This is a genomic window from Pseudomonas sp. 9AZ (genome assembly GCF_902506525.1).
Taxonomy (GTDB): Bacteria; Pseudomonadota; Gammaproteobacteria; order Pseudomonadales; family Pseudomonadaceae; genus Aquipseudomonas; species Aquipseudomonas peli.
Map to the genome: position 1 here is coordinate 3,964,218 of NZ_LR733840.1, position 24,446 is coordinate 3,988,663.

At 62.4% G+C, this 24,446-nt stretch carries 5 protein-coding genes and 1 pseudogene; 1 reads left to right on the forward strand and 5 read right to left on the reverse strand.

Annotated features, from left to right (window positions below):
• Positions 1-23 precede the first annotated feature (23 nt).
• Both ALTER154_RS18435 and ALTER154_RS18440 read right to left on the reverse strand, forming a co-directional pair.
• Positions 24-1,664: a ShlB/FhaC/HecB family hemolysin secretion/activation protein gene (locus ALTER154_RS18435; protein ID WP_160089256.1), complete on the reverse strand. Its 1,641-nt coding sequence runs from the start codon at positions 1,662-1,664 to the stop codon at positions 24-26.
• Positions 1,661-16,222, reverse strand: a complete 14,562-nt coding sequence (locus ALTER154_RS18440) for a hypothetical protein (RefSeq protein WP_372239963.1) — start codon at positions 16,220-16,222, stop codon at positions 1,661-1,663. Before ALTER154_RS18440 ends, ALTER154_RS18435 begins: the two co-directional genes overlap by 4 nt.
• Positions 16,223-16,254: 32 nt before the next feature.
• Here ALTER154_RS18440 and ALTER154_RS21385 point away from each other — a divergent pair, with 32 nt between their 5' ends.
• Positions 16,255-16,380: a hypothetical protein gene (locus ALTER154_RS21385; protein WP_372239964.1), complete on the forward strand. Its 126-nt coding sequence runs from the start codon at positions 16,255-16,257 to the stop codon at positions 16,378-16,380.
• A gap of 142 nt (positions 16,381-16,522) precedes the next feature.
• Here the strand turns inward: ALTER154_RS21385 and ALTER154_RS21390 are convergent.
• The 3 genes and pseudogenes from ALTER154_RS21390 to ALTER154_RS18450 all read right to left on the reverse strand — a co-directional run.
• Positions 16,523-20,854 (reverse strand): annotated as a pseudogene (locus ALTER154_RS21390) (leukotoxin LktA family filamentous adhesin); the annotation flags it as partial.
• 125 nt (positions 20,855-20,979) lie between these two features.
• A complete protein-coding gene (locus ALTER154_RS18445) occupies positions 20,980-21,696 on the reverse strand; it encodes a response regulator transcription factor (protein ID WP_160089260.1) in 717 nt (238 codons plus the stop codon).
• 61 nt (positions 21,697-21,757) lie between these two features.
• Positions 21,758-24,436, reverse strand: coding sequence for an ATP-binding protein (locus ALTER154_RS18450; protein WP_160089262.1), 2,679 nt, complete (start codon positions 24,434-24,436; stop codon positions 21,758-21,760).
• Positions 24,437-24,446: the final 10 nt, after the last annotated feature.

Below are 24,446 nucleotides of genomic sequence, written 5' to 3' on the forward strand. Positions count from 1 at the left end.
TCTCCATCAAAAGTAATAAAGCATCAGCGCAGAATGATCTGGGCCAGCACTTGGCCGCCGTCCTGATCAGGCACCACATCCTTGAGGGTGTTGGCGGCTGTCAGGCTCAGGCTCAGGTGCCGGCCCCAGTTGAAATTGAGTCCGACGCCGACGCTCTGCAGGTCGATGTCGGTGATGCCCAGCTCCATGGCACGGCCATAGTCGAAGAACACAAAAGGCTGCCAACGCGGACTGTGACGCCACCAGGCTTCCAGGTTGAGCGTTGCCCCTTGAGGCGATGAAATGACGCCAGGGTCATACCCGCGTACGCTGCTGATACCGCCAAACTGGTAGAAGAGTGACGCTGGCAGCTCTTCGGTGTTATTGGCGAATTGCCAGCCGAACCGTCCGACCAACTCATACTGCTCGCCCAGAGCTCGCGATAGGTAACCCTGCCCATTGAGCAGGGCGTAGCTGCCGCTATCACCACTCACCGCGTTGTCCACACTGGCCTGACGCACGCGTTGCTCATAACGCAGGTACCAAGGTGCTGCCCGGTACTCGAGCTGGCCGCGTAGAAAGGCTTCCCGGGTATCTACTTCACTGAGGGTGAAGCTTTCGACGGTATTCTCTGAGTGCTGCTGGTTGTACCCCAGGCCACCTTGCAGCAGCCAGTTGTCATCCAGCCACCAGGGCTGGTCAAACCCCAGGGTGTAGGTGCGCGACTCCCCTTCGATATTCAGTGCAGCCAGCGGCCCCTCCTCCACGGTCATGCTGTTCCCGCCCACCTCGGCATAGGCCACCCCGTTCCAGCGGTTCAGCGGCCGGCTGTAGCGCAGACTGGCATATTGCGAACCTGCGGTTGTTACCAGCAGCAGGTTGAGGGCATCGGCCACGGCGGTCGGCGAAAACCAGGTGAGGCTGCCGCCATACTGCTCACGGCCAGTGCTTTCATTGCCATAGTTGTTGGCAAACAGGCTCCATTGCAGCGTTTCAGGCTCGAACGCCTCCAGCTCAACCGATGTAGTACCAAAGCGAGCGCCGGGGGCCAGGCTGGCCGTTACTTGAGGGCCAGGCGTGGTGGCATTGAAACGCTGAATCGCACTCATCAGCGCAGGACTGTCCAGGGTGCTGCCCGGCTGCACATTCAGGCGTTGAGCATAGAAACGCTCACCGACCTTACGCGTCTCTCCCTTCCAGGTGACCTGATCGACCTTCGCCTCGACCAGTACAATGCGCAACTGACCGTCCTCCAGGCTTTGCGCCGGGATCAATGCTCGCGCCGTCAGCTGGCCACGCGCTTCGTAGAGCGCATTGATTTCGCGCAGCAGCTGATTCAATTCGGCAAAGCCGATTTCACGGCCGACATACCCCTGGGCCAAGGACTCCAACTGCTCGCGAGGCAGATAGACCGAGGCATTGAAGGCGATACCCGTCAGTACGAATCGCTCGCCCTGATCCGGCAAAACCTGATCAGCAGGCGCATCACCGCGTAACGCCGGCACCTGCGTACGCCGGGCCCGCTCTTCGATACGCTGCTGTTGCTGAATCTGCTCCACCTGCTCACGTTGCAGGTTCGGGTTAACCAACCCGGGGACCTGCGGACCGATAGGCTGCGCAGCCTGTACGCTGATGCTGACCAACATGACCAACATCAGCCAGGCAGCACGCGGGGTGATCATCATAGGGACCAAGAAGCCACCTCATCTCCTTCCAGCCGCTCATCGGCTACATCAATATTGATACGGGTTTCCACAGGTGCCTGACTCCAGGCGGGCACCCAGACACTGCTCGGCACAACCGCTGCAGCCAGGCTATTGAGCAATGACGACAGACGTACCAGCGTTAGGCCGCTCGACAGGTGCTGTTCGGCAAAGCGGGCCGCAGAAATCCCCTGATACGGGACACCTGTGCTGGCTTCGCGGTTGATGCTGAAGTTCGGCACCACCACCTGATGGGTCAGTTTGCGGTGCAGGACATAGGCACTGGTGTCAGACAACAGGCTGCTCTGCTTGAGACTGAATGCTTTGTCCAGTTCGTACAGCTGCACATCGGCATCGGCCATGTAAACCGGGCTGGCATTGTCCATGCGCACCCGCGCTTGCGGGGTGCGCAATTCAAGCCGATTGACTCCGCGTGCATCACGCAAATCAACCTGTGCCGCCGTGGTGTCAATCAGCGCGTCGGCCACATAAAGACGCGGAGCGGCGATGCTGGCGGCATCCAGGCGCAACAACAGGGTGTCCGCAATCTGCTGCTCGGCGCTCCCTTGCACCCAGAGATCCAGTTGACCGCTACCGGTGTGTCGTCCGTAGAGCTGTATGTCACGACCATGCAGATCCAGGCGCTGACCAATGGCCGCATCGGCAACCCGCACCAGATTCCCCGCCCACAGGCTCAGAGTCGGCGCCTCGGCCTGCTGCAGATGAATACTGGCAGCGTCTGAGCCACCCTGGCGAATGCCCGCACGCACCTGCACACCCTGTTCGGCGCGCAGCTGTGTACCCCGCACATCAAGCAGGCCATCAAGCAATGCCTGACCACTGGCCAGCAAACGTTCGAAGAAGATGCCTTCATCGGCGGTCCAACGCTGATCACCTGCACTGCGGCTGGTGGCCACCCGAATCAACCCACGCGAGAGCAGATCGATACGTTGGCTGGCAGCCAGATCGCCCAGTTGCAGGCGCGCGCCGGTCATTTCGATACGCCCATTGCGGCTGTCCACCAGCGGTGCCTCGATGCTGCCGGCGGCGCTCAGCAGAATGTCACCGGCAATCGTGCGGCCTTCATACTGACCGCTGGAGCGGATGCGCTGACCGACGCGGATATCGCCCTTGCGTGCATTGAAGGTGATGTGGCCGCCCGCATCTACGGCTTGTCCAACCTGAATGGCATCTGCCAACCAACGCTGCTCTTCGCCGCTGCGGCTGTTAGCAACAGTGATCTGCTCACCGGCCTGCAGATCGATACGCTGACTGGATGCCAAATCACCCAGTTGCAGGCGTGCACCTTCGACCTCAATACGCCCATTGAGGCTTTCCACCAGCGGCGTCTCGATACGGCCGGAGGCGCTCAGCAGAATATTGCCTGCGACCGCCTGCCCCTCATACTGACCGCTGGAGCGGATGCGCTGACCGATGCGGATATCGCCTTGGTTGGCCTTGAGCGTGATGTGGCCACCGGCATCGATAAACTGCTCAATGTTGATCGCGGCACCGGAAACGATGCTCAGGTTACGCCCGGCCCTCACTCCCTCCAGGTCAACCTTGCCGGCAATTTCAAAACGCAGATCACGGCCGGCTTCGGCAATACCGGTGATATTCAGGTCGCCGCCCAGGCCCACCACCAGATCACGTCCGGCTTTGAGCGAGTAGGTGCCCCCGAACAGCACCTTGGGCATGCTCAGATCACCGTTGGCAATGATGCCAACGTCCCGCTTGGCCTCCACCACCTGCCCGGTGATATTTCCATGGACTTGCAGGAAGTTACCGTTGGCCTGCAAGAAGATATCCTCCTTGAGACTCTGCGCCCGACCAAAGCGCAGGTTGCGGCCAATCATGCGCAGTTCCAAATCTGCTTCGGCATTGCCACCCAGCACATCCCCGTCAGCATGCACCAACAGGTTACCAGTGGTTTGCAAATGAGCCGCCAGCAAGCCGGCTGGATCATTCGGGTCCATCGCGGTGCCGAAGCGGATGTGGCCCAGATGACCTGCGGCCGTGGTGAGGCTCATGTCGCCGCCGCTGCGCCCCTCCAGCACACTCAGATCGTCCTGGGTATGCGCCTTGAATTCACCCGCCGCGCTCACCCGGCCGAGCTGGGCACTGCCCGCCGACAGGTCAATCCGTTGCAGACGGCTGTGCAACTCATCGACCGCCAAATGCCCGCCAGCATTCAGACGCAAGGCACCGCTGGTACTTTCCAACCGGCCAAAGGTCCCGCTGCCGATGTCGGCACTGACATCACCCTGCACCAGCGCACTGTCACCCAGCCAGTGACCCGCGCCCTGGATGTTCAGCGTTCGCCCAACATCCAGTGAGCCAACGCGCAGCGTGCCTTGAGCTCCAGTGTGCTGCAGGTCGGCATGACCGCTCACCGCCGCACGCTGCAGCCACATGTCCTGAGCCACGCGCACCAGCAGGTCACCGTCAATGGCCAGATCGGCCAGTTGCGATGCGCTGCCTGCCCGCAGCTGCGAGGTCTTCGCCTGCAAGCGCTGCAGCGTCAGATCACCCGCCAGCTCAAGGTCAGCCTCTGCACCCACGACCAGGTGATCAATCTGCGCGGCAGTGCCTTGCAAGGTAAAACGGCCTGAGGTGGTCAGACGGCCCAGTTGTAGCGCGTCATGCAGTTGCATGCTCACCGCGCCACCCAGGTTGGCCTCGGTGATCTCGCTGCGACCTGCTTTCAAGTTCCAGCCGCCGGTGGCGTCCAGTTGCCCCAGATTCAGCGCGCCATTGAGGGTGTGCTGCACCTGACCGTTGACCGTGGCGTTATCGATGCGCGCCGAATCGGCCTGCAGGGTCCAGTTCCCGCCAGCCTTCAGGCTGTCTTGCGCCAGTGCATCACTCAGGTGCTGGTCAATGACGCCTTGGATATCAGCGCTGGTGACCGTGGCCGAGGTGCCGCGCAGAGTCCAGCCCTGGCCGGCAGTCAATGCGCCCAATTGCAGCGTGTCATGCAACTGCATGCTCACCGCGCCACCCAGGTTGGCCTCGGTGATCTCGCTGCGACCGGCAGTCAGATTCCAGCCGCCGGTGGCGTCCAGTTGGCCCAGATTCAGCGCGCCATTTAGGGTGTGCCGGACTTGGCCGTTGACCGTGGCGTTGCCAATGCGTGCCGAGTCGGCCTGCAGGGTCCAGTTACCGGCACGGGTCAGCCGGTCGATTTGCACTGCACCGCTGTGCACCTGCTCCAGCGCGCCGGCAAAACTCGCCTCCCCCAGTACCGCGGATGCACTGCTCAGCTTGCCGAAGCCCGCCACGCTGAGCGTGTCGACACGCAGGGCATCACTCAGATTGACCGTCAGATTGCCGTTACGACTGTGCAAGGTGCCGACGGTCAGGGCTTCACCGCTCAGATCCAGATCACGCTCGGCATTCAGTGCAGTCAGTTCGAGCAGACCGCTGCCCTGCAGTTGAATGTCCCCGCCACTGCTGACCCGATCCAGGCGCAGATTACCCAGGCTGCGCAGCCACTGATGACCGGCACTGTCCAATGTCCCGCTCTGAATGCCAGCAGCCAGGCTGAGGAATAACCCACCGGTGACACTGTTGACCTGCAGCTGCCGGGCCGACAGCTCCAGCGGTTGCACCAGACTGCCAATATCACCCAGGCTGGAAAGACGCAGCAGACCACTGGCGTGCCAGCGCGTCGACGGTGCCCCTGCACTGAGGCGTGCGGCCTGAATATCCAGATCACCGTTGGCGACGCTGACATTGCCCAGGCGCACGTCGCCACCGCTGTTGAGCAGGACGCCCTTGTCGGCATTCAGGCTGCTGCCGGCACTGGCCAGCCAGTCGCCGCTGACGTCCGCCACTAAGCCGCCAAGCTGCCACGCACCGCGCTGCTGCACCTCGCTGACTTGACCCAGATCCAACGTACCGTTCACGGCAACCGTGCCCAGATGCAGCACGCCCGGCTGACTGGACGCGCCTTGCAGGCCGCCGAGCCAGGCATCAGCACCCAGGTCGAGATTGATCTGTTGAGACACCAGCCCTGTGCCCAGTTGCAAGCGCTGCCCGCCGGCCCCGGTCAGGCCGCTGACCTTGAGGTTGATCTGCCCGCCCAGCAGGTTTTCACCCAGCTGACTGGCGGCGCGCAGGTTACCCAGCACCTGCAGCGACAGACTGTCCACGCCCGTCAGACGCTCCACGGCCAGATCGCCGTGTTGCACCAGGTTGAGCAGCCGTGCCCGTGCGGTGAGGTCGCCAGTGACCTCCATATTCAACGCCTGTGCGTTGCCGATACTGCCGCCGGCCGCCTCCAGGGTGACGTCATGACCACGAATGACCACCTTGTCGCCATTGCTGCTGACGATGCTGCCATCGGTTTTCAGGCTGATGCTACGCCCGTTGAGCGCATGCACGTTGAAGTCCTGCTCGCCACCGAGGAACAGGTCCGTTTGCGCCGTAGCGGTCAGGGTTCCGCCGGCCTTGACGTTGACGTCATCGCGCTGAATCACCCGGATCAGCAGCGGGTTATTGGCATCAAAGACGATGTCATCACGCTCAGCAGACGCCAGCGCCGCGCGCTGTTCGTTGCTCAGCGTAGCGGCCTGGCTCAGGTCGATGACAATCGAATCGGCTTTCAGGCGGCCAATGCGCGAGGCCTCCAGGGTGACGTTGCGACCCTCGATGTTGTTGGCCTCCTTGACCACCGAACCGCCATCGTCGCGGCGCAACAGGTTGGCGGAAATCGAGTAGCGCAGTTGCTCATCCGTCCATTTAGCCGTCTGCTCCAGACTGGCCAGCTCGCTGCCTTGCAGTTGGTAGGTGAAGTTCGCATCAAAACTGCCCGCGCCATACAGCGTATGCAGGGCTTGGTAGTCAGCGATTCGCCGCGCCTCCTCGGTGACGATCTGCTGCACGCTCCAGCCCAGGCTGGTGAGCTGGTTGCGCTGCCCGTCCGTGAAGGCGGCCTGCTGGGCATCGAAACTCAGCGCCCCGCCCTGACGCATGCGCCAGTACTGCGCATACCGCTGCTGCCCGGCCTTGACCAAGGCATCACGCTGTTGTGCCAGCGCTTCATCGGCAGCACTGCCGGTCAGGCCCATGCTGGCCCAGAGGCGCTGCAGCTCACTCAGGGCGCGATTGTCGTAGTTCAGTTCGCTGTTGCCGTCATACAGGTCACCGGCACTGACCTTGAGCCAGACATCGCCACCCGCTTTGACCTGATCCAGCCAGAGGTTGCCACCCACTTCCTCCAGGTGGATATCACTCACGGCGTTCGCCCGCAGCAAGCTCTGGGCGCTGTTGCCCGAATCAATGCGCAGTGCATTGCCAGCGGCACCAATGCTGCCGTGGCTGGAGGTCAGGTTAAGGGTCTTGCCCGTCACCACCATCCCGGCCTGGCCGAGAATGTCCCCCTGGGCACTGAGCGAAAGGTGATTACCGCCGGCACTCAGGCGTGTCAGGTTGACGCCGCCATTGAGGGCCTTGAGGTCGATCGAGCCGAACTGGCTGGAAGCGCCCAGGCTGCGGGTGGCCTCGACCCGCAAGGCCTGTTCGGCGCTGCCGATTGACTGCCCGGCCTGCAGGTCGAGGTCACGCGCGGCAATCACCAGGCTGTCATTGTTCTGCCGCAGCGCCCCGTCGACCTTCAGCGATGTGCTGCCGCTGAGGTTGTACAACGAACCACGCAGCGTCACATCCCCCTTGGCCATCAGGTCGATCAGCCCACTCTCGCTGCCGATAAAGCTGATGTTGATGGGGCGATCAGCCTGCACCGCATAGCGGTTGATTTCTTTTTCGCCCGAGCTGAACACCTTGGTCAGGGTGGTGCGGTAAACCTGGCACCAAATGAAATGGGTCTTGCAGTAACCACCGGCGAATTGGTTGATCTTGACCGGATCAGCGGTGGTGTAAGTCTCGTTGACCCGGGAAATTTCACCGGCCCCAAGGCCGACACGGAACAGTTGCAACAGCGCGTTATCCGGATCCTCGTCCGCCAGTTGCAAGGCGGCATTCTGATAGATCGCGTTGAGCGCTGCGTCCTCGGCAAAGCGGTGGTTACGGATACGGTCTTTGTCGATCCGGTACAGGCCCTGAGTGCTGCCCATGTACTCGGCCCCGGGAATGGCCGTGCTCTGGCCCTTGACCACTTTTTCCCAGGCCAGGGTGCCATCACCGGTCGGGATAAAGCCCCAGAAGGCGTCCCAGTACTCTTGCCGGGTGGTGGTGATGCTGTCGTCGCGCCCGGTCAGCCAGACGTAGGAACGCCCGGCCGTGGTGGTGTAGCTGGTATCGCGGCCATTGCTGCTGCCTTTGAGGGTCAGCGGGCCATTGCTCCAACCTTCATAACGCTGCACCTGATCGCCCACACGGGTGTACACCGTCGACCAGAGCCGATCACCGCCGGTCTGCTGCCCCTGTTCGCCACGCCCCAGATCGTTGATGCGCAGGGTGCCTTCCACGCCGCGGCCCAGGTCCAGCCCGGCCAGTTCCAGATGGCGCGTGGTGTTGTTGGTGACGTGCACCTGGCTGAAACCGTCGAGCACCTTGAGTTGGCCATTGCCAGTGCTGAGGATGTGCCCGGTCAGCTCCATGTAACCGCCACCCACCTGCACCTGATCGAGCACGATGCTGTTGCTGTCGTAATCCCAGGCATACCCCAGAGTGCCGGTACGGGCATCGGTCTGCACCAGTTGCAAGCGGTTGCCAACGGCCTGTGCACGGCGCCCGTCTAGATTGGCAAAGCGCGATTCATCAATGGTCGCCCGCCAATCCGCGACACCGCTCTGGACCAGGCCATTGATGTTCAGGTACAGCGCATTGATCACCACGTTCTGCCCGGCCACCGTGGCCGAACCATTGCCGTGAAGCGTGCTGCCGTTGTTGTTGAATGCCGGGTCGCCGCCGATGTGTACAAAGGACTTGGGGTTGTTCAGGACAAAGTCCTGACCGGCGCTGAGGCTCAGTTTCTGCGCGCGGATATCGGCATTGGCGTAGATGCTGCCGTATTTGGCAGTCAGTTCGATCTCGCCGCGTTTGTTAAGCAGGCTGCCCGCGACGTAGATATCGGCCGCGGGCATGCTCAAGCCAGAAGCATCCTTGATGTTGTCAGCCGGGTTGCGCAGGTTCTGCACCACTATGCGTGGTGCTGCCGAGTTTTCCGCCACGGTCACGCTGCTGAAGGCCGCGTTGCCACTGCCCGGTTTGTTAGCGGCCTGAATGCTGGCATTGCCAGACATCTTGGCGCCATTGAAGAGCAACTGGCCGCCCAGGTGATCCGGGATTTCCAGCCCTTTGAGGCTAAGGAATGCCTCGCTGTGGTTGATGATTTCGATCTTCGCATCGCCCGGTGCATTGAGCTTGCCGCTGCCGATCAGGGCATCGCCTTGCACAAGAATATTGCCGGGCTTGGCCAATATCGGATCAATCTCCAACAGCCAGATTTTCAAGCCTTCCGGCAGGGTCCCCTCGCCGGAAACAGCACCGGGGTTATTGGCGACCGTACCGCCCATCTGCTCATACAGCTTGCTCAGGGTTTTGTTCAGCAGGGTACGCTCAGCTTCAAAAGCCGCCCGTTCAACCGCCGAAATACCGTAGCTGGCTAAGCGGTTATTGAGTTCCTGCAGGCGCTGCGTCAGCAACTGTGAGTATTCGCTTTGCTTGAGGCTCCAAGTGATGCCATCACTGACTTCCTGCATCACCGGAACGACGGTGAGCGTGCCTTGGGTCGAGGCATTGAGGCTGGCCGGGTTGACCTCCTGGCCATTGAGCAGGTACTTCAAGCCACTGATCACCAACTTGCGCTGGCTGTAAACGCCTGCATCCAACTGACCATCGATACGCACCAGGCCTTGACCACTGTTCAGGGTGCTACCGCCGTTGATGTCCAGCGACACCTGCCCAACGATGGCACCCAGCAGGTCGGCGGCGGCCTGACGGTAGAGGTCACGGCCAATGCCCTTGCCAGTCAGTACGCCATGCCCTTGCCCGGCATAGGCATGAATGTCACCCACGCTGCGCAGCCGGCTACCGGCGTTCACGTGCAGGTTGCTGGTACGCAGGTACTCTGCGGCGGCATCCGGGTCTGTCACCACCGGGAAGGCGGTGTTGTTCCACAGGTCAGTACGCGCCGTGAGCTCTGCACGGTTCATCGCGCCATCAAGGCCATAACCGGCCTGCAAACGTAGATCGCCATAGGCGAACAGCGCCGCATTGGCGTTTACGCGCGCCACATAGTCGGCCTTGACCCGCGCCAGACTGCTGGCGCTGGCCGCACCGGCTGCGCCGAACGTCTTGGCGTTAGCCTGACTGTCGATGACATAAGCACCGCTGGCAGCCAGCACCAGATCGCCGATGCTGTAGAGGTCGGCGCGCTCACCCACGCGCACCTCGGCGTTGCTCTTGAGCACATCGATGCGGGATTCGGCACGGGCAATGCTGATCACACCGCCACTGTCGAGTTTGACCCGGTCATAGCCATCAATACGGTTGAAGGCCTGAATTTCCAGTTTTTTCGGGTTGCGCCAATCGCCGTCGACACGCAGCAATACGTCGTTGCCGACCAGGCTGCTGGTATCCAGGGAGATCGCACTGAGGCTGCGCGCAGCCGCCGCATCGACCACACCACCGGAGCCGGATTGCACGTTATAGGCGCTTGCCTGGGGTTTGCTGACGTTGGCACGGGCGCTCTGGCTGTAGCCGCGGCTGTTGATGCGCGCGCCGTCCAACAACCGGGCACTGGTGGTCAGGTTGATGTCGTTCTGCGCATGGGCACCGCTCATGCCAAGGAGTGCCGCACTGCTGCTGTCGACAAAGCTGTTGAAGCGCGACTGCTGCAACGCACTGAGGGCCAGGCTGCCCACCTGCATGGCATTACCGAGCACACCACGTGCCCAGAAGCTGGCCAGGGTCGAACTACTGTCGGCGGTTTTGCCAACGGCTGCCGCACCACTGACCAAGCCTCCCTGACCCGCGCTGGCAACGGCCTGGTTGTCCTGACTGCCAAGTGCGTTGATCTTCACCGTGCTCAGGTTGCTCTCAAACAGACCAGCCACTTCGGCCAGTGTCTGCGACTGCGACAGTGCCTGCGCCACGGTGGCACCCAGCGCCAGCATGCCGACCAGCCGGCCATCGGCGGTGGCGCGCTGACGCACATCGGTTTCCGCCAGGAAGGTCCAGCTGCCCCCGTCAGCACCGGCAAAACGGCTGCTGGTACTGGTGCGCAACAGCGCCTTGCTGTTCGAGCGCGCGGTGGCCACGGCGGCGTTGGCAGAGATGCCCACACCACCGGCCAGGCTCTGCGCATGCACGGTCGCACTGTCCTGCTCGCCCTCACGCAGCACGCGGCTGCGCAGCTGACCGGTGGTGGCTGACAGCAGCACGTTGCTGCCAACCGTCAACTCGGCCTGGGCACTGTTCAAGGTGTCGACCACACTGCCGCCCACCGCGAGCAGACCGCCCAACGCATAGCCTTCGCTGCGGGCCTGCAAGCGCGTGCGTACCTGCGCATCCAGATCCAACGCCTGTGTGGCCTGCAGGCGGGCACCATCACCGATGCTCAACCGGGCATGCGCCGTATCACGGGCCAACAACAGCAGAGCATTAACCCCGCCTAACACACCACCACTGCTGCCCCAGCCATTCAGCTGGGCTGACCCTGCAGATAATGCAGACAACAGGATGTCACTCGCCTGCAATGCGGCACCCGGTGCCACATCCAGACTAACCTGGCTGTCATGGGCGGCAACGCCCAACACCAGCCCGGCCCCGGCCAACCCACCGACCGCCAGCCCCGAGGCTTTCACCTGCAGGTTCTGGTTGTCGCTGGCCTGCCCATTGAGGCTGCCTGTCAGCTGCACCGGCCCGCCGAGGACAGTGCTCACGCCATTGTTCAACACAGCCGCCGCGACGGCACCGCCCACGGCACCGACAACCGCCGCCTGCCCACTGATCGCATTAACCAGCATGGCCTGAGTGTGATCACCGCTCAGTTCGGGGGTGCTCTTGTCCACGGCCGAGGCCTTGATGAGCAAGCTGGCGGCATTCAGCGTGCCGCGCAAAATCTCGGCGCTGACCCGCGCATTGGACAGGCTGAATGCCATGGCCGCGCCATAGGCACCGCCGCCCGCATTCAGACTGCCGGCTTGGTTACGGCTGGCCAGACGATCCTGAGCCTGTACCGAAGCCGCCCCACTGAGGCTGATCTGGCTGTCGCTGACCCGGGCGACGGTTTCATGCTTACGGCTGCTGTTGCTCTGCAGGCGGTCACTGACGGTGACCTTGGAGCTGGTGTTGATCCGCTCGGCATCCGCCTTGTCGCTGACCGTGACACGCGTGTAGCGCTGGCTAGCGTCATCCCAGACCACCTCATCGTGATTCAACTCGGTCACCGGGCCGGTGCTGCTCAGCTTATCGAGTGTGGCCAGCGTGCCCTGCCCGTCTTTGTTCAGGTAACTCAGTGGATCAACCGTGCTGTCACCGGCGCTGACCTGAGTCGCGCCGCTGCCCAGCAATAACAAACCCAGACTGCCGCTGAGGCTGGCAAAGCCCAGACCACCCGAAGTGGTGAGCAGTTCGGCATAGCCTTCGCGCAAGGCATTCACGCTCAGACTGCCCGCGTGCACGGTGCTGCGGTCCAGCAGCGCGCGGGTTGCACTGTTGGCCACCACCACGTTGGCCGACGCGCCCAGCGCTGCAGCGCCCACCACTCCGGAGCCGACATTGCCGGTCACGCGCAGGTTGTCGTGGGCATTGATGTCGAGGCTGCTCAATGGAGCGGCCGGAGTGCCGAACAGGGCTTGGCTGGCACCGGCTTCAGTGGTGGTTTCCACAACCTGCACCAGCGCCGAACCGGCTACTGCACCACCACCGGCCGCGGCGCCCACCAGATTGCTGTGCAGTTCCGTGTTGCCACGCGCGTGAATCGCGACGGAGCCGGCCTGCACACGGCTGTCAGCCAGTGAATTGGAGGCATTCAACGCCTCACCGACCCACGCGCGGGTCACCGCCTGATTCAGCACAAGACCGAAGTTGGCCCCCACACCCACCAAACCACCGGCCAGGGCCAGCGCATTGGCACTGAACTGTTGCAGCGCATCCGCGCTGACCAACAGACTGCCGACCTGCAACTCACTGCCTTTATCCACCCGGGCTTCGGTGGTGCCTTTGGCAATCACCAGGGTGGCGTTGCCAGCCGTCCCGACAATGCCACCGCCGGCACTGGCCAACAGGCTGCTGGCGAACTGAGTGGACGCCGCCAGCACCTCGGTGGAGGCTCGGCTGGCCAGCAAGGCACCGCTGATAAAGGCGCGGGTGTCACGCTGAATCACCGTGGTGTCCAAGGCTGCCGCTACCGCCGCCACACCGAGGCTGAACGACGCACTGGCCAGATAACTGGCGCTCAGCGCATGGCTGGCAGCGCCTACCAGTACCTGTTGCGCGGCTGCAGCCCCCTGCGCCTGATTGATTTGCGCCGACTCGATGCTGGCATGCGTGAGGCCACCGATGACGTTGCTATTGCCCAGGCCCGAAACCGATGCGCTGTAGAGGGGAACAAACGAAATCGAACCGGCCGCGGCCAGTTGACCAATCTGCTGCACCGAACTGGCCTGAACCGCCAGCCCACGGAACTGCCGTGTACCCAAGCCCAGATTGGGAATCGGATTGAACTGCTCTGCATCACTCCACAGGCGTTCTGTGGCGTTCGGGCCATTGAGCAACACGCCGTTATCAATGCCCGCCGCTTCACCCAGCGCCAGTGCGCTGACCTGCGTCTGAGCGCCCGTGATCCCCGCAGTGGTGCTGTTTTCAATCACGTTGACCGTGGCCGAACCACCGACCGACGCCGTGCCGCTGGCCATAAAGGCACCCGCAGCCCCGCTGATCTGGTCCTGCGTCCGCGCCGACACCGTGACGTTGTTCTGCGCGACGACCCAGGCCCCTTGTTCGATAAATGCCCGAGCAGAACTCTGGATCACGTTGGTGGCGGCCGACCCGCCCACCGAAGCCGTACCCGAAGCCGCGCCACTGATCGACGCCGAACGGATGGTCGAATTCGAATGTGCGGCGACAATGAGGTCGCTGAGCAGCCAGCTCTGTGCCGCCTTGCGCCCTTGCACACGGGCTTCCAGTTGGCTGGCCACGCGATTGACCGATGTCGCCGCACCGACAGCCGCCGAGCCACCAGCGGCCGCACCGCCGGACAGCGCCGCGATGCTTGAGGTGTCCAACGCCTTGACGGTGACCACGCCGGCCGTTCCCGCACTGCCGTCGATCTGCGCGCGGGTCACTGCGCCGATGTTGTTGCTGGCATTGGATAGGGCCACGCCGCCACTGCCGCCAATGCTGCCGCTGACCGCCAGGGTGCGAATGCTGCCGGCGCTGGTGGCCAGGACATCGATAGCCGAAGTGCCGGCCGCGACGGTGCTGTCGAGAATCCGCGCAATCCGCTGCTGCTCGATGGTGCTGATGGCGACCGCGCCGGTGCCGGAACCGCTGCCGCCCACCTGTACGTTACCGGCGGCGGTGTAGATGTCCGCCGCCCCATCGGTCACCTTGACCTCGACGCCCTGAGCACCGCTGACGCTGCTGCTGTCCAGGCTGGCGCGCTCTTCGCCCTTGATCACATTGATCGCCAGCGACGCACCGACGGCCGCCGAGCCCGCACCGCCGGCCCCAACCGCCAGCGAACGGATACCCGAAGCGCCACCACTGCGCAGACTCAGCGCGCCATTGAGCAGCAACTGACTGCCGCTGACTTCCGCAATGCGCTTAGCCAGAATGATGTTATTGGCGTTGGCCACGCCCACCGAGACGTTGCCGGCCCCGCCCACGGTACCGGCCAGGCTCCAGATTTCCCGGCTGCCACGGCTGGAATTGAGCTCAAGACGGCCCAGTTCAATGCGGCTACCCGTGATGCTGGCCGTTTCGCTGCCTTCAATCACGTTGCTGGTGGTCGAACCGGAAATAGCCGCCGTGCTAGCACCGGCACCGGAGACAGCGGCGGCGTAGATAGACTGATCCAGGCTGGCAGACAGCGCACCGCTGGCAAAACCACGGATATCACTCTGCGCAATCGAGGCACTGCGCTGGGCGCCAATGCGGTTGACTGAGAACGCGCCACCGACACCGGTATTACCCGAACCGGTCACTTGCCCGGACAGCGAGGCAATCAGCATGCCCTGCCCTTGCGCCGCGTCCAGCGTGAGGCTCTTGCCACTGCCGCTGGTGCGCAGGTAACCGCCACTGACGCCGGCGCTGTCGCTGCCGTCGATGTTGTTGACCACCACCGAGCCGCCAACCCCAGCCGTACTGCCACCGACCGCATTGACCCCAACGCCCCAGATTTCGCCATCCAGCCCCGACAACACGCTGGCCGAACCGCGCAGGTCCACTTCACTGTCATTGACCTCGGCCTTGCGCGTGGCTTCGACCAGGTTGATCGCCACCGCCGAACCCACGCCGGTGTTGCTGCCACTGGCGGCCAGGTTGAAGGCCAGCGACCAGATGCTCGCGCCCAGACCGGCCTGCGTGGTGCGAATGCTTAGGTCATCCGCCAGCACCTTGGCATTGCGCAGGTTTGCCAGGGTGGTGTCGGCAATCCGGTTGAAGGTCATGGCCCCGCCCACGGCGACATTGCCGGAGGTCACGGCCGCTGAAAGGGCCGCACTGATGATGCGGCTCTGCTGGGCTGCATCCAGGGTCAGGTCGCCGCCCAGTTCATAGCGGCCTTTCTCCAGCACGGCTTCGACGCGCTGCTGCATGTCGCTGATGCCCACTGCGCCGCCCACCGCCGTGGAGCCGCTGCTGCCGGTGATATTTCCCGCCAGCGAATAGTGCCCACCGCTGCGCTCGGCGCTGATGCGCAGGTTATTGGCTTTGAGCGTGCGATCGCCCATGTCCAGACCCGCCAGCACATTGCCGCGACCAATCAGCGCCGTGGCCGAACCGGAAACCCCCACCTCGGTGCTGCCCGCACCGGAAACCGCAGCCGCCAGCACGTCGGCACTGTGCCGCGCGGCAATCGTCAAATCGCCGCTCAGGTCGACGTGACTGTTGGCCAGTTGGGCGGAGTATTCGCTGCCTGAATACACCAGCGCCATTGAACCGCCCACCCCGGCCTTGCCGCCGGAGGCCCCCAGGCTGCCGGCCACCGCCAACACCGCTTCACCGGCAATCTGGCCCTCGAACAGGTTACCGGGGCCGTTCTTGCCGTTGAGCAAATCCTTGTCCACTTCACCACTGACCTTGATCGCCGATACGGTGTTACCACCGCCCAGATCAAGACCGCTCTCAAGCAAGGTGCCATCAGCAGCCGTGGCGAACAGGCTGTCCAACGGCGAAGCGCCGGATAGGCTTTGCGCCGACAGGTTCAGCGCCCCGCCTTGCAGCGAAGACAACAGCGTCGGGGACGTGGTGTTCGGCTTATACGCGTCGACACGCGACTGGATCTTGTTGGCCAAGACCAGTGTCAGCAGCGAACCGGCACCCGCGCCACTGTCGCTGCCCGTGCTGACGGCACCGCCCAGCGCACCGGCCAGCACCCGTGAGGCGCTCGCTGCGGTGACATCCATGCGGGCGAAGTTGCTCGCCTCACTCCCGAGCCATTCCGCCGCCAGGGTATTGGCCAGCACCCCCACCACCAGTGAACCGCCGGCACTGCCGCCGTTACCCTTGCTGCCGGCAAAGGCGCCGCCGCCGAGCATCACCCGTGCGCGGTCGTAGGCATTGACTGCGATCTGGCCGGGTGCCGCCTGGCGCTGTTGCACCTGGCTGTTCTCCACCAATGCGCGGGTGCGGTTGCCCATGTACGCGGCCGAGCCGGACAGCGAAACCGCGACATTTTTATCGGTACCGGCGGTGGCCACGGACAGACCAAGACCAAGCGCGATCTGATCACCTGCGCTGAGGGCCTGCACCTGCAGCAGGTCATTGCCACGCAACAGCACGTTGCCCACCCGCGCATCGGTCTCATTCATCAGGTGGTTGTAGGCCAGCGCTCCCGATAGAGCGGCACTGGACTCACTCTTCTGCTTGCCCGCCAGGGTCAGCGCGCCGGCACCGGAACCACTGAACTGGTGCGTCTGATTGAGGGCCAGCACGTTGACCTTGCTGCCGCCCTCGGCAGGGTCACGCGGATCGAGCACGATATTGCCCAGATCCGCTTTGCTGCGCTGACGCGACACATTGATGGTGGCCGAGCCAGCAGCAGCCAAGGCGAAGCCCTTGCCTGAGCCGCCCGAGTCGTCACCACCGCCATCCGGACCACCACCGGCGTCGCTTTTGCTGAACAGCTTTTTCATGCTGTTCCAGCCACTCGAAATCTTCTGCGGCGCTTCGGTCACCGCATCCTTGATCTTGCCGGGCGCACTGGCCAACGAACTCAGCGCCGGGGTGACGTTGATCACGCCGACGGTAATCGACTGCAGCAACGCCTGACCAAAGCTGTCGGCTAGCTCTACCGTGGGCTTGCCGATATCACCGGCCTTTTTCGTGCCTTCGTCCTGTTCTTTCTGCTCATCCTTACCCTTGGCAATGGCCCCAGCGATGGCAAAAGCCCCGCTCTGCCCTGAACTGAGCGCCTGAACATCCAGAACGTTGGCCTTCCATACACCTTTACCGCTGGCCTCCAGACCTTGGCCCAGTGCCTCCGGTCGCCAGTTCAGGTTGTTGCCCACCAGCGCATTGACATCCGTGGTCAGCACATTCAGCGCCAGCCCACCGCCCACCCCGGCGGTGCCACCCAACGCCACGGCACCGGCCGCCGTCCACAAGCCCAGGCGGTGTTCTGCATGCACACCAATACGCTTGGCGTCCATGCTCGCGGTGTTGTGGATGGAAGCATTGACCGTCGAGGTGAGGGTATTGGCCACGGCGGCGCCATTGGCCGCCGCACTTACCCCTTTACCCGCAGACGGACTCAGGGCCAGGATCAAATCATCCTGCAAAGCCTGGACCTGCACCCCGCCCGCCTTGACCACCGCCTGCGCGCCGATGCCGGCAACGGCCTTGCTGGAAACAGTCTGAATATTGAGCGCACCGCCAAGAGCCGAGGGCTTGGCATTTTCACCCGGGGCCGACTCGCCCCCCACAGCAGTGCCGAACAGGAACATGCCGATATTGCCGGCAATGGCCAATTGGCCGAGCTGGTTACCCGCTGTCACCGTGATGGGTTGCGCCCAATCCCAGCGGCGGTTGGCCACCATGGCGCTGGGCGGAATCAGCAAACCCTGAGCATCACGCAAACCGACCAGAGCATCCAGCGGCCTGCTCTGCCAGGCGAGTTCATCATTGACCAAGGCTTCCAGGCGAACCCGATCACCGACCCAAGCACGGGTATCAATCAAATTGGTCAGCACCGAGATGGAACCGGTGATTGCCAGTTCGTCGGAGGTGCCCTGGGAGTTGGCGTATTGGGTGGAAAACTTACCGGCCAGATCACTCGGCCAGCCCCCCAGGCTCATCATGTTCTTGCCGATATCACTCAGCGAACTCCAGCGGTCAAAGCCGCCGAGGCTCAACGGTTGGATGTATTGAGCGCCCAGACCGATGCGCTGGGCAGTGATCTGCGCACCATCGCCAACCAGCGTGCGGGTGCCCTGATTCAGGGTGGCAATCGCCACGGCCATGCTCAGGGAATAGTCATTCTGGTCCTCGCCCCTCTTGGAGCCGTTTACGGTGCTGTTGACCAGATTGTGCAGCTCACGAATCTCCTGCAGCGCCGTGAGCCCAAGATTACCGCTCAAATTGAGCTGCGTGCTCTGGCCAATGCTGGCCTCGGCTTGCTGATCACTGACCACCAATCCCAGCGAGGCGGCCAAACGGAATTTGCTGTCCGTCGGCTGAGTCGGATTCACGTCCTTGAACTTGCTCAGCACATAATTCTTGATCGGATCAACCGTGCCAATCGCACGAAACTTAAGGAAGTCCGCCAGGCCTTTACCGGCCTGCGAGGTCGCTTCATTTTGCTGACGGGAAATCAGGTTGGTGGCGCTGACGTCCAGATGACGCGCGCCGCTCAGATTGGCATTAAAAGCCGCCTGGGTATTGCTGTTGAGCACACTCAGGGCCAGCACGGCACCGCCGGCAGCACCGTTACCCAACGACTTGAACACCGCCTTGTTCCGGATCGCTTGCTCGGTCAGCGCCAGCAGGCTGACATCGCCCCGTGTGTTCAGTAGCGCACCGCTGTTGACCTTGGCCGAGGTGGTCAGGCCCGTGTTGGCCATGGCAAAAGCAAAGCCGGTGGTGGTGGCCTGCTTGCCTTCGGCGTCGTGCCCATTGGTGGCTTCCGACTCAACCGTCAAGGTGTTCTGACTGTGCGCTTGCAGTGCGATGCCTTGCTCGCCCTTGAGCGTGGCTCCCGACTTGACCTCCACGCTGGTAGTGCCGCTGATGCGGCCAAAGGCCATACCAGCGTTGAAAGGAATCAACGATTGCACCAGCGGAATGGAGAAGCTTTCCGTCGTCACCGTGCGCGTGCTGTCGGCCTTGACCAGCAGTTTCTGGCTGGCATGCAGGTCCGCGCCGTCAAGCACCTCAATCTTGGAGTCGGCATGACCGATCGACACCGCCAGGAAGGGAATCAGCGCCGACAGCTCACTCAGGTCGGCGGGGTCTGCACCCAACGCCTTGAGCTGATCAGGATTGCTCAGCGAACCAATCCCGGTGATCGGCCCCATGATGTCGCCGATGATCTTTTTCCAGGCTTCTTCATCGCTCCAGCCGTTTTCATTCTTCATCTTCAGAATGTCGGCTTTGATCGCGGCACTGTCGAACAGCGAGCTCAGCAAGCCTGGGTCAACAACCGCCACGGCATTGCTGTTCAGGGCGATATTGCCGCCCTTGAGCGTACCAGCTACCTTGATGCTGGCATCGGCTGCCGAATAGCCGCCCAGTTGCTTGCTGATGGCGGTGGCGCTGACCTTGATGTCACCCTCGCGGAAGTCATCGGCGTGGCTGGCATCCAGTACGGCATTTTTCTCGATGTTGACGCTGGCAACGCCGCGGTCAGGTGCCAGCAGCGAGTTCGGCTTGGTTTTTAGCGTCTGGGTAATTTCATCGACGGTCTTGGCATCGTCGCCTTTGCAGAAGGTGCAGGCACCATCACTGATGGCGCTGACCTGAATATCCCCGGAGCGCCCACTGCCGTTGGCCCGCGTATCGACCAGCGCTCCGCTGCGCACATTGATTGTGCTGCCTTCAAGCGTCACTTTGCCGCTGTTTTTGCCGGCCTCGCCCTGGCTGCGCAAGCGAGCGGATGCCGTCAGCTCCAGGCTTTGCCCACCCGACACCGAAACACTGGCCCCACTGCCATCGGCCATCAGCGCAGCCAGTTCCCCAGAGATTACCGCCGAGTCACGGCCGACGATGCGCACCGCACCATCGGCTCGCTGCGCGGCCTGCCCCACGGACAAACCAGCGGTGTTGACCGTGCCTTTGAACACGGCATCAGCAATGTCCTTGCCGCCCTCAACACGCGCCCCTTGGGCCACCACCGCTGCGGCGCCAAAGATATTCACCGAGCCAACGGCATTGATCTTGCCCTTGATCTCAACCTTGCCGCGCTCTGAACCCGGCAGGTCGGTCAGCACACCCGCGTCGTTGTACTGGCCGTTCTTTAAGTCGTCGACCAATTGGCTTGCGCCTTCGGGCGTGACCACCCCCACCGCCGAAGACAGCTGCTGCATCTGCTGCGCCGAGGGCGTGGTGATGGTCAAACTGCCGACGTTGATGACACCGCTGCTACCCACCACCATGCCATGGGGGTCGGCAAATATGATGTTGCCACCAATCCGGTTGCCATCGGTCAGCACGCCATTGAGCGTGCCATTGATCACCACCCGTGAGTCATGCACCAGGTTGACCAGATTGCTGGCCCCGCTCGGCACATAGAGGTTTACGGTATTGCCGTTGCCGACCTGGAAATGACTGAAGGAGTTAAAGCCGGTCTGCCCACGCACCGTGCCGGTGGTGATATCCGTGACATTGCTATTGACCGCAATAGTGGTCGCCGTGCCTGGAAGCTGCACCAGAGTATCGCCCACCAGGTACGTGCCGCCGGAGGCAACAATAGTGTTCGTATCCGCCCAGACCGAGGGCACGCCCATGCCGACCAGAATGGCCGCCGCCAGTCGGGTAGGCTGAAACACCTGCTTGGGCTGTTCACGAAAGGTCGAACGAGGGGCGGGGCGTTTGACCAACATGGCGGACCTCACTGTCACGATTAGAGATATCACGAGTAGTGAATTCTCTGGTTTCGCTATATGTGAGTGCTAGGAAAGGCCATTCACGCTTGTGAACCCTTGTTCACAATTAACCAGCAAACGACTTACTGACTGATTTCGGCCTCATTGGCCAGGCGGTAACCCTTGCCGTAGACGGTCATGATCAACTGGGGGCGGTTGGGCGAGACTTCCAGCTTGCGCCGCAAGCGCACGATCAGGGCATCCACCGTGCGCACGTCAATGTCCTCGGCATCTTCCTGGCCCCGGCGCAGAAATGTCAGCAACTCATGACGATTGACCGCATGCCCCCGGCGCTCAATCAGCCCGATCAAAACAGCAAACTCACCCGGTGTCAGGCTGACATCCACGCCGTCCTGATTGACGATATGACGCCGCAACAAGTCGATACGAAAACGCCCCAGGCTCAGGCTGTAGTCAGACTCCCGGTCACCGCCACCGCATCGGCGCAGAAGGCTGCGCACCTGGGCCAGCAGAATGCCCAGGTTAAGTGGCTTTGTCAGGTAACAATCGGCTCCGGCCTCCAGCCCCACGACACGGTCGTAATCCTCGTCGCGCACCGTCACCAGAATCACACCCAGGTTGGGCTGGTTGCGCCGTAACTGTGCCGTCACGGTCAGTCCGTCCAAATCCGGCAGGCCAATGTCGAGCAGCACCAGAGCGGGCTTGAGGCGTTCCACCATGAGCAGGCATTGCCGGCCGGAGTCGGTGGAATAGACTTCAAACCCTGCGTTCTGCAGATACAGCACCATCATCTCGCGAATCTCTGGTGCATCTTCGACCACAACAAGCCTGTCAATCATTGACCGTGCACTCCCCAAAATCTGGCGCGGATTCTGACGCAAAGATCAAACAGTGCGCCAGCTATTCGCGATGACCACCTGGCGGCTGTTGTTCTTGCAGGACACGCGCACGCAACAGCTGCAGGTGCCGTTCAATCGCATCCAGCAGGCCTTCGATCTGATCGGTTTCATGCGTGGCATCAGCAATCCGGGCGAGATTATCCAGGCCGAAGTTCAGGGTACTGCCGCGCAAACGATGGCACAGCACGCGCAGTTGATCGCGCGCCTGAGGGCCTTGTGGCAACTGGGCCAGGGCGTCGTAGGTTTGCTGCAGGGAGTCCACCAGCGTGGGCAGCAAACGATCGAACAGCGCCGGCCCCAACCAACCGCGCAACACCTCCAGTCGCGCTTCGGAGATATCGTCGTGCTCGCCGCTGGGCGATGCCGGCAGAGCGTCCCAATCCTCAAGCACGCGGAGCAGGTCATCGCGGCGCAGGGGTTTGGCCAGCACGGCACTCAGCCCGGCCTGACGCCACTGTGCGGGATCAAGATCGTTGGCATTGGCGGTCAATGCCACCAATTTGGCGGCGCTTTGGGGATGCTGTTGGCGAATCAGCCGACTGGCAGTCAAACCGTCAATATCGGGCAGGCGCATATCCATCAAAACCAAGTCGAAGGTGTTCACGGCACAGGCCTGCACGGCGTCCTGACCGGTGCTGGCGGTGCACACCAGGCAACCCCAGCGCTCCAGCAATTCGGCGGTGACTAACCGGTTGATTTCGACATCTTCGACCAATAACACGCGCAAACCCTGCAGCAGCGCAGAGTCTTCCAGGACCAGCCCAGGCGCTTGCGCATCCGGGAACGGTAAGGCGATGTCGATACAGGTTCCACGCCCAGGTGCGCTGTCCAGCGCAATCACAGCGTCCATCAGATCGACCAGCCGGGCGGTGATGTACAGCCCCAGACCAATACCGGGCTCAGCCCGCTGCGCATCCCTGACAAAGGCATCAAAGATATGCGGCTGCAATTCGGTGCGAATACCGGCGCCAGTGTCCTTGACCCTTAGCGCCAGTCCTGCACCCCGTCGCGTGAGAGTAATTTCAACATAGCCTTCTTCGGTGAATTTAAGGGCGTTGCCCAGCAGGTTGTACAAGACCTGCCGTAGCGGTTGCGGATTACCCAGCACATACGCCGGCAGCTGAGGATCACAGCGCGTGAGCAGACTCAAGCCGCGCGCTTCGGCTTGTGGCCGGAAGATCGCAGCGCAGTCCTCGATCAATTGCACAGGGGAAAACACTTCGCGCGGCGGCGGCTCCAGCTTTTCCGCGCGCGACAGCAGCATCAATCCGTCCAGCACATCGGTCAGGCTCTGCGCGGCCACCTGCACCGTATCCAGCCGGCGCTGTTGCTCGGCCTGCAGGCCATCGCGGGCCAGCAGTTGCAAGTGGCCTTGAATGGCCACCAAGGGGGTCCGCAGCTCATGGCTGAGCATGGCCTGCCGTTCCAGTGACTGACGAGCCTCGTGCAGGGCCTGATCGCGCGCCACGGCCAGCGCCTGGGTGCGTTCATCCACACGCGCTTCAAGTGAGGCGTTCAAGCGCTGCAGGTCTTCGCGCAGTTCATCACTGCGACGCAGCGCAGCCGTCACCCGGCTGCCGACCACTAGCCCATGGGAGAGCAAGAAGAGCAAAACGCCCACAGGAATCAGGTTCAGCGTTGGCACGTTCAACGAGTACATCATCAGGTCGTTAACAATGGTCACATCCAGCGCCACCATGCCCAACAAAACCACCGCCGCTCCGGCACGTTTGCGATAAGTAGCCAGGCACAGGCACCCGAGAAAATACAGCTCGCAAAGCAGCAACCAGAGGGCGCACGGATCACGCAGCAGGGTGAAAAAAGACGCCGGCATAAACAACGTGAGCGCGGCCCCCAGTACTCCGACGCCGATCATCACGCGCAGCACGCGTAAGGACAGCTCGCTCGGGAACAGCCGCAACAGCAATACCCCGTAAGCAGGCGCGAACAAATGCCCCGAGAGGTATTCAATGCGATAGATCCACAGGGCAGGCAGTTCGAGGTAGTAGTCCAGCAACTCGCCACTGGAAGCTGCACGCATACCAGCCAGCACCAAAATGGCAGCAAACGGCACACCACCCAGAGAACGGGCCGCGCTGCGATCCAGCAACACCATGAACAACGCCATCATCAACGTGGCGCCGACACTCACCAGGTACAAGGCTTGTTGACGGCTGACATCCAAGCGCACGTTATCCAGCGTGCCTGCACGCACGACCATGTCGATACCGCCTTCATGGTGAAAGTGGTTGGACAACTCCACGCGCAGCGCCACGCGGACGTGCCCCATGGGCAAAGGCACGATGGCAGATTGCAAGCGGGCCACCTCATGTTCGGCATTACCGGGGCGACCGCGCTCCAACACCAGCACATCATCGACCCAGACCCGCGCCGCTGATTTGAGATCGTCGAAATACAGCGCTAAGGGTCGCGAATGCTCAGGCAGCAGCACGACCGTACGCAGTTCGATATGACCAAAACCCACCTGTCCCCAGGGCTTGGCTGTGCCCTCCGACCAGGTGAACGGCAGTTGGATCAGGCCTGCTTCACGCTGTGGTTCAAGCCATTGCAATTGCCACTGTCCCGCTAGCACCTGATAGGGCTGCTGATCGGGCTCCCAATGGCGCAGGTCATTAACGGCCGCGGCCTGGCTATGGGCGGTAAAAAACAACAGGACCAAGGCTAAAAGT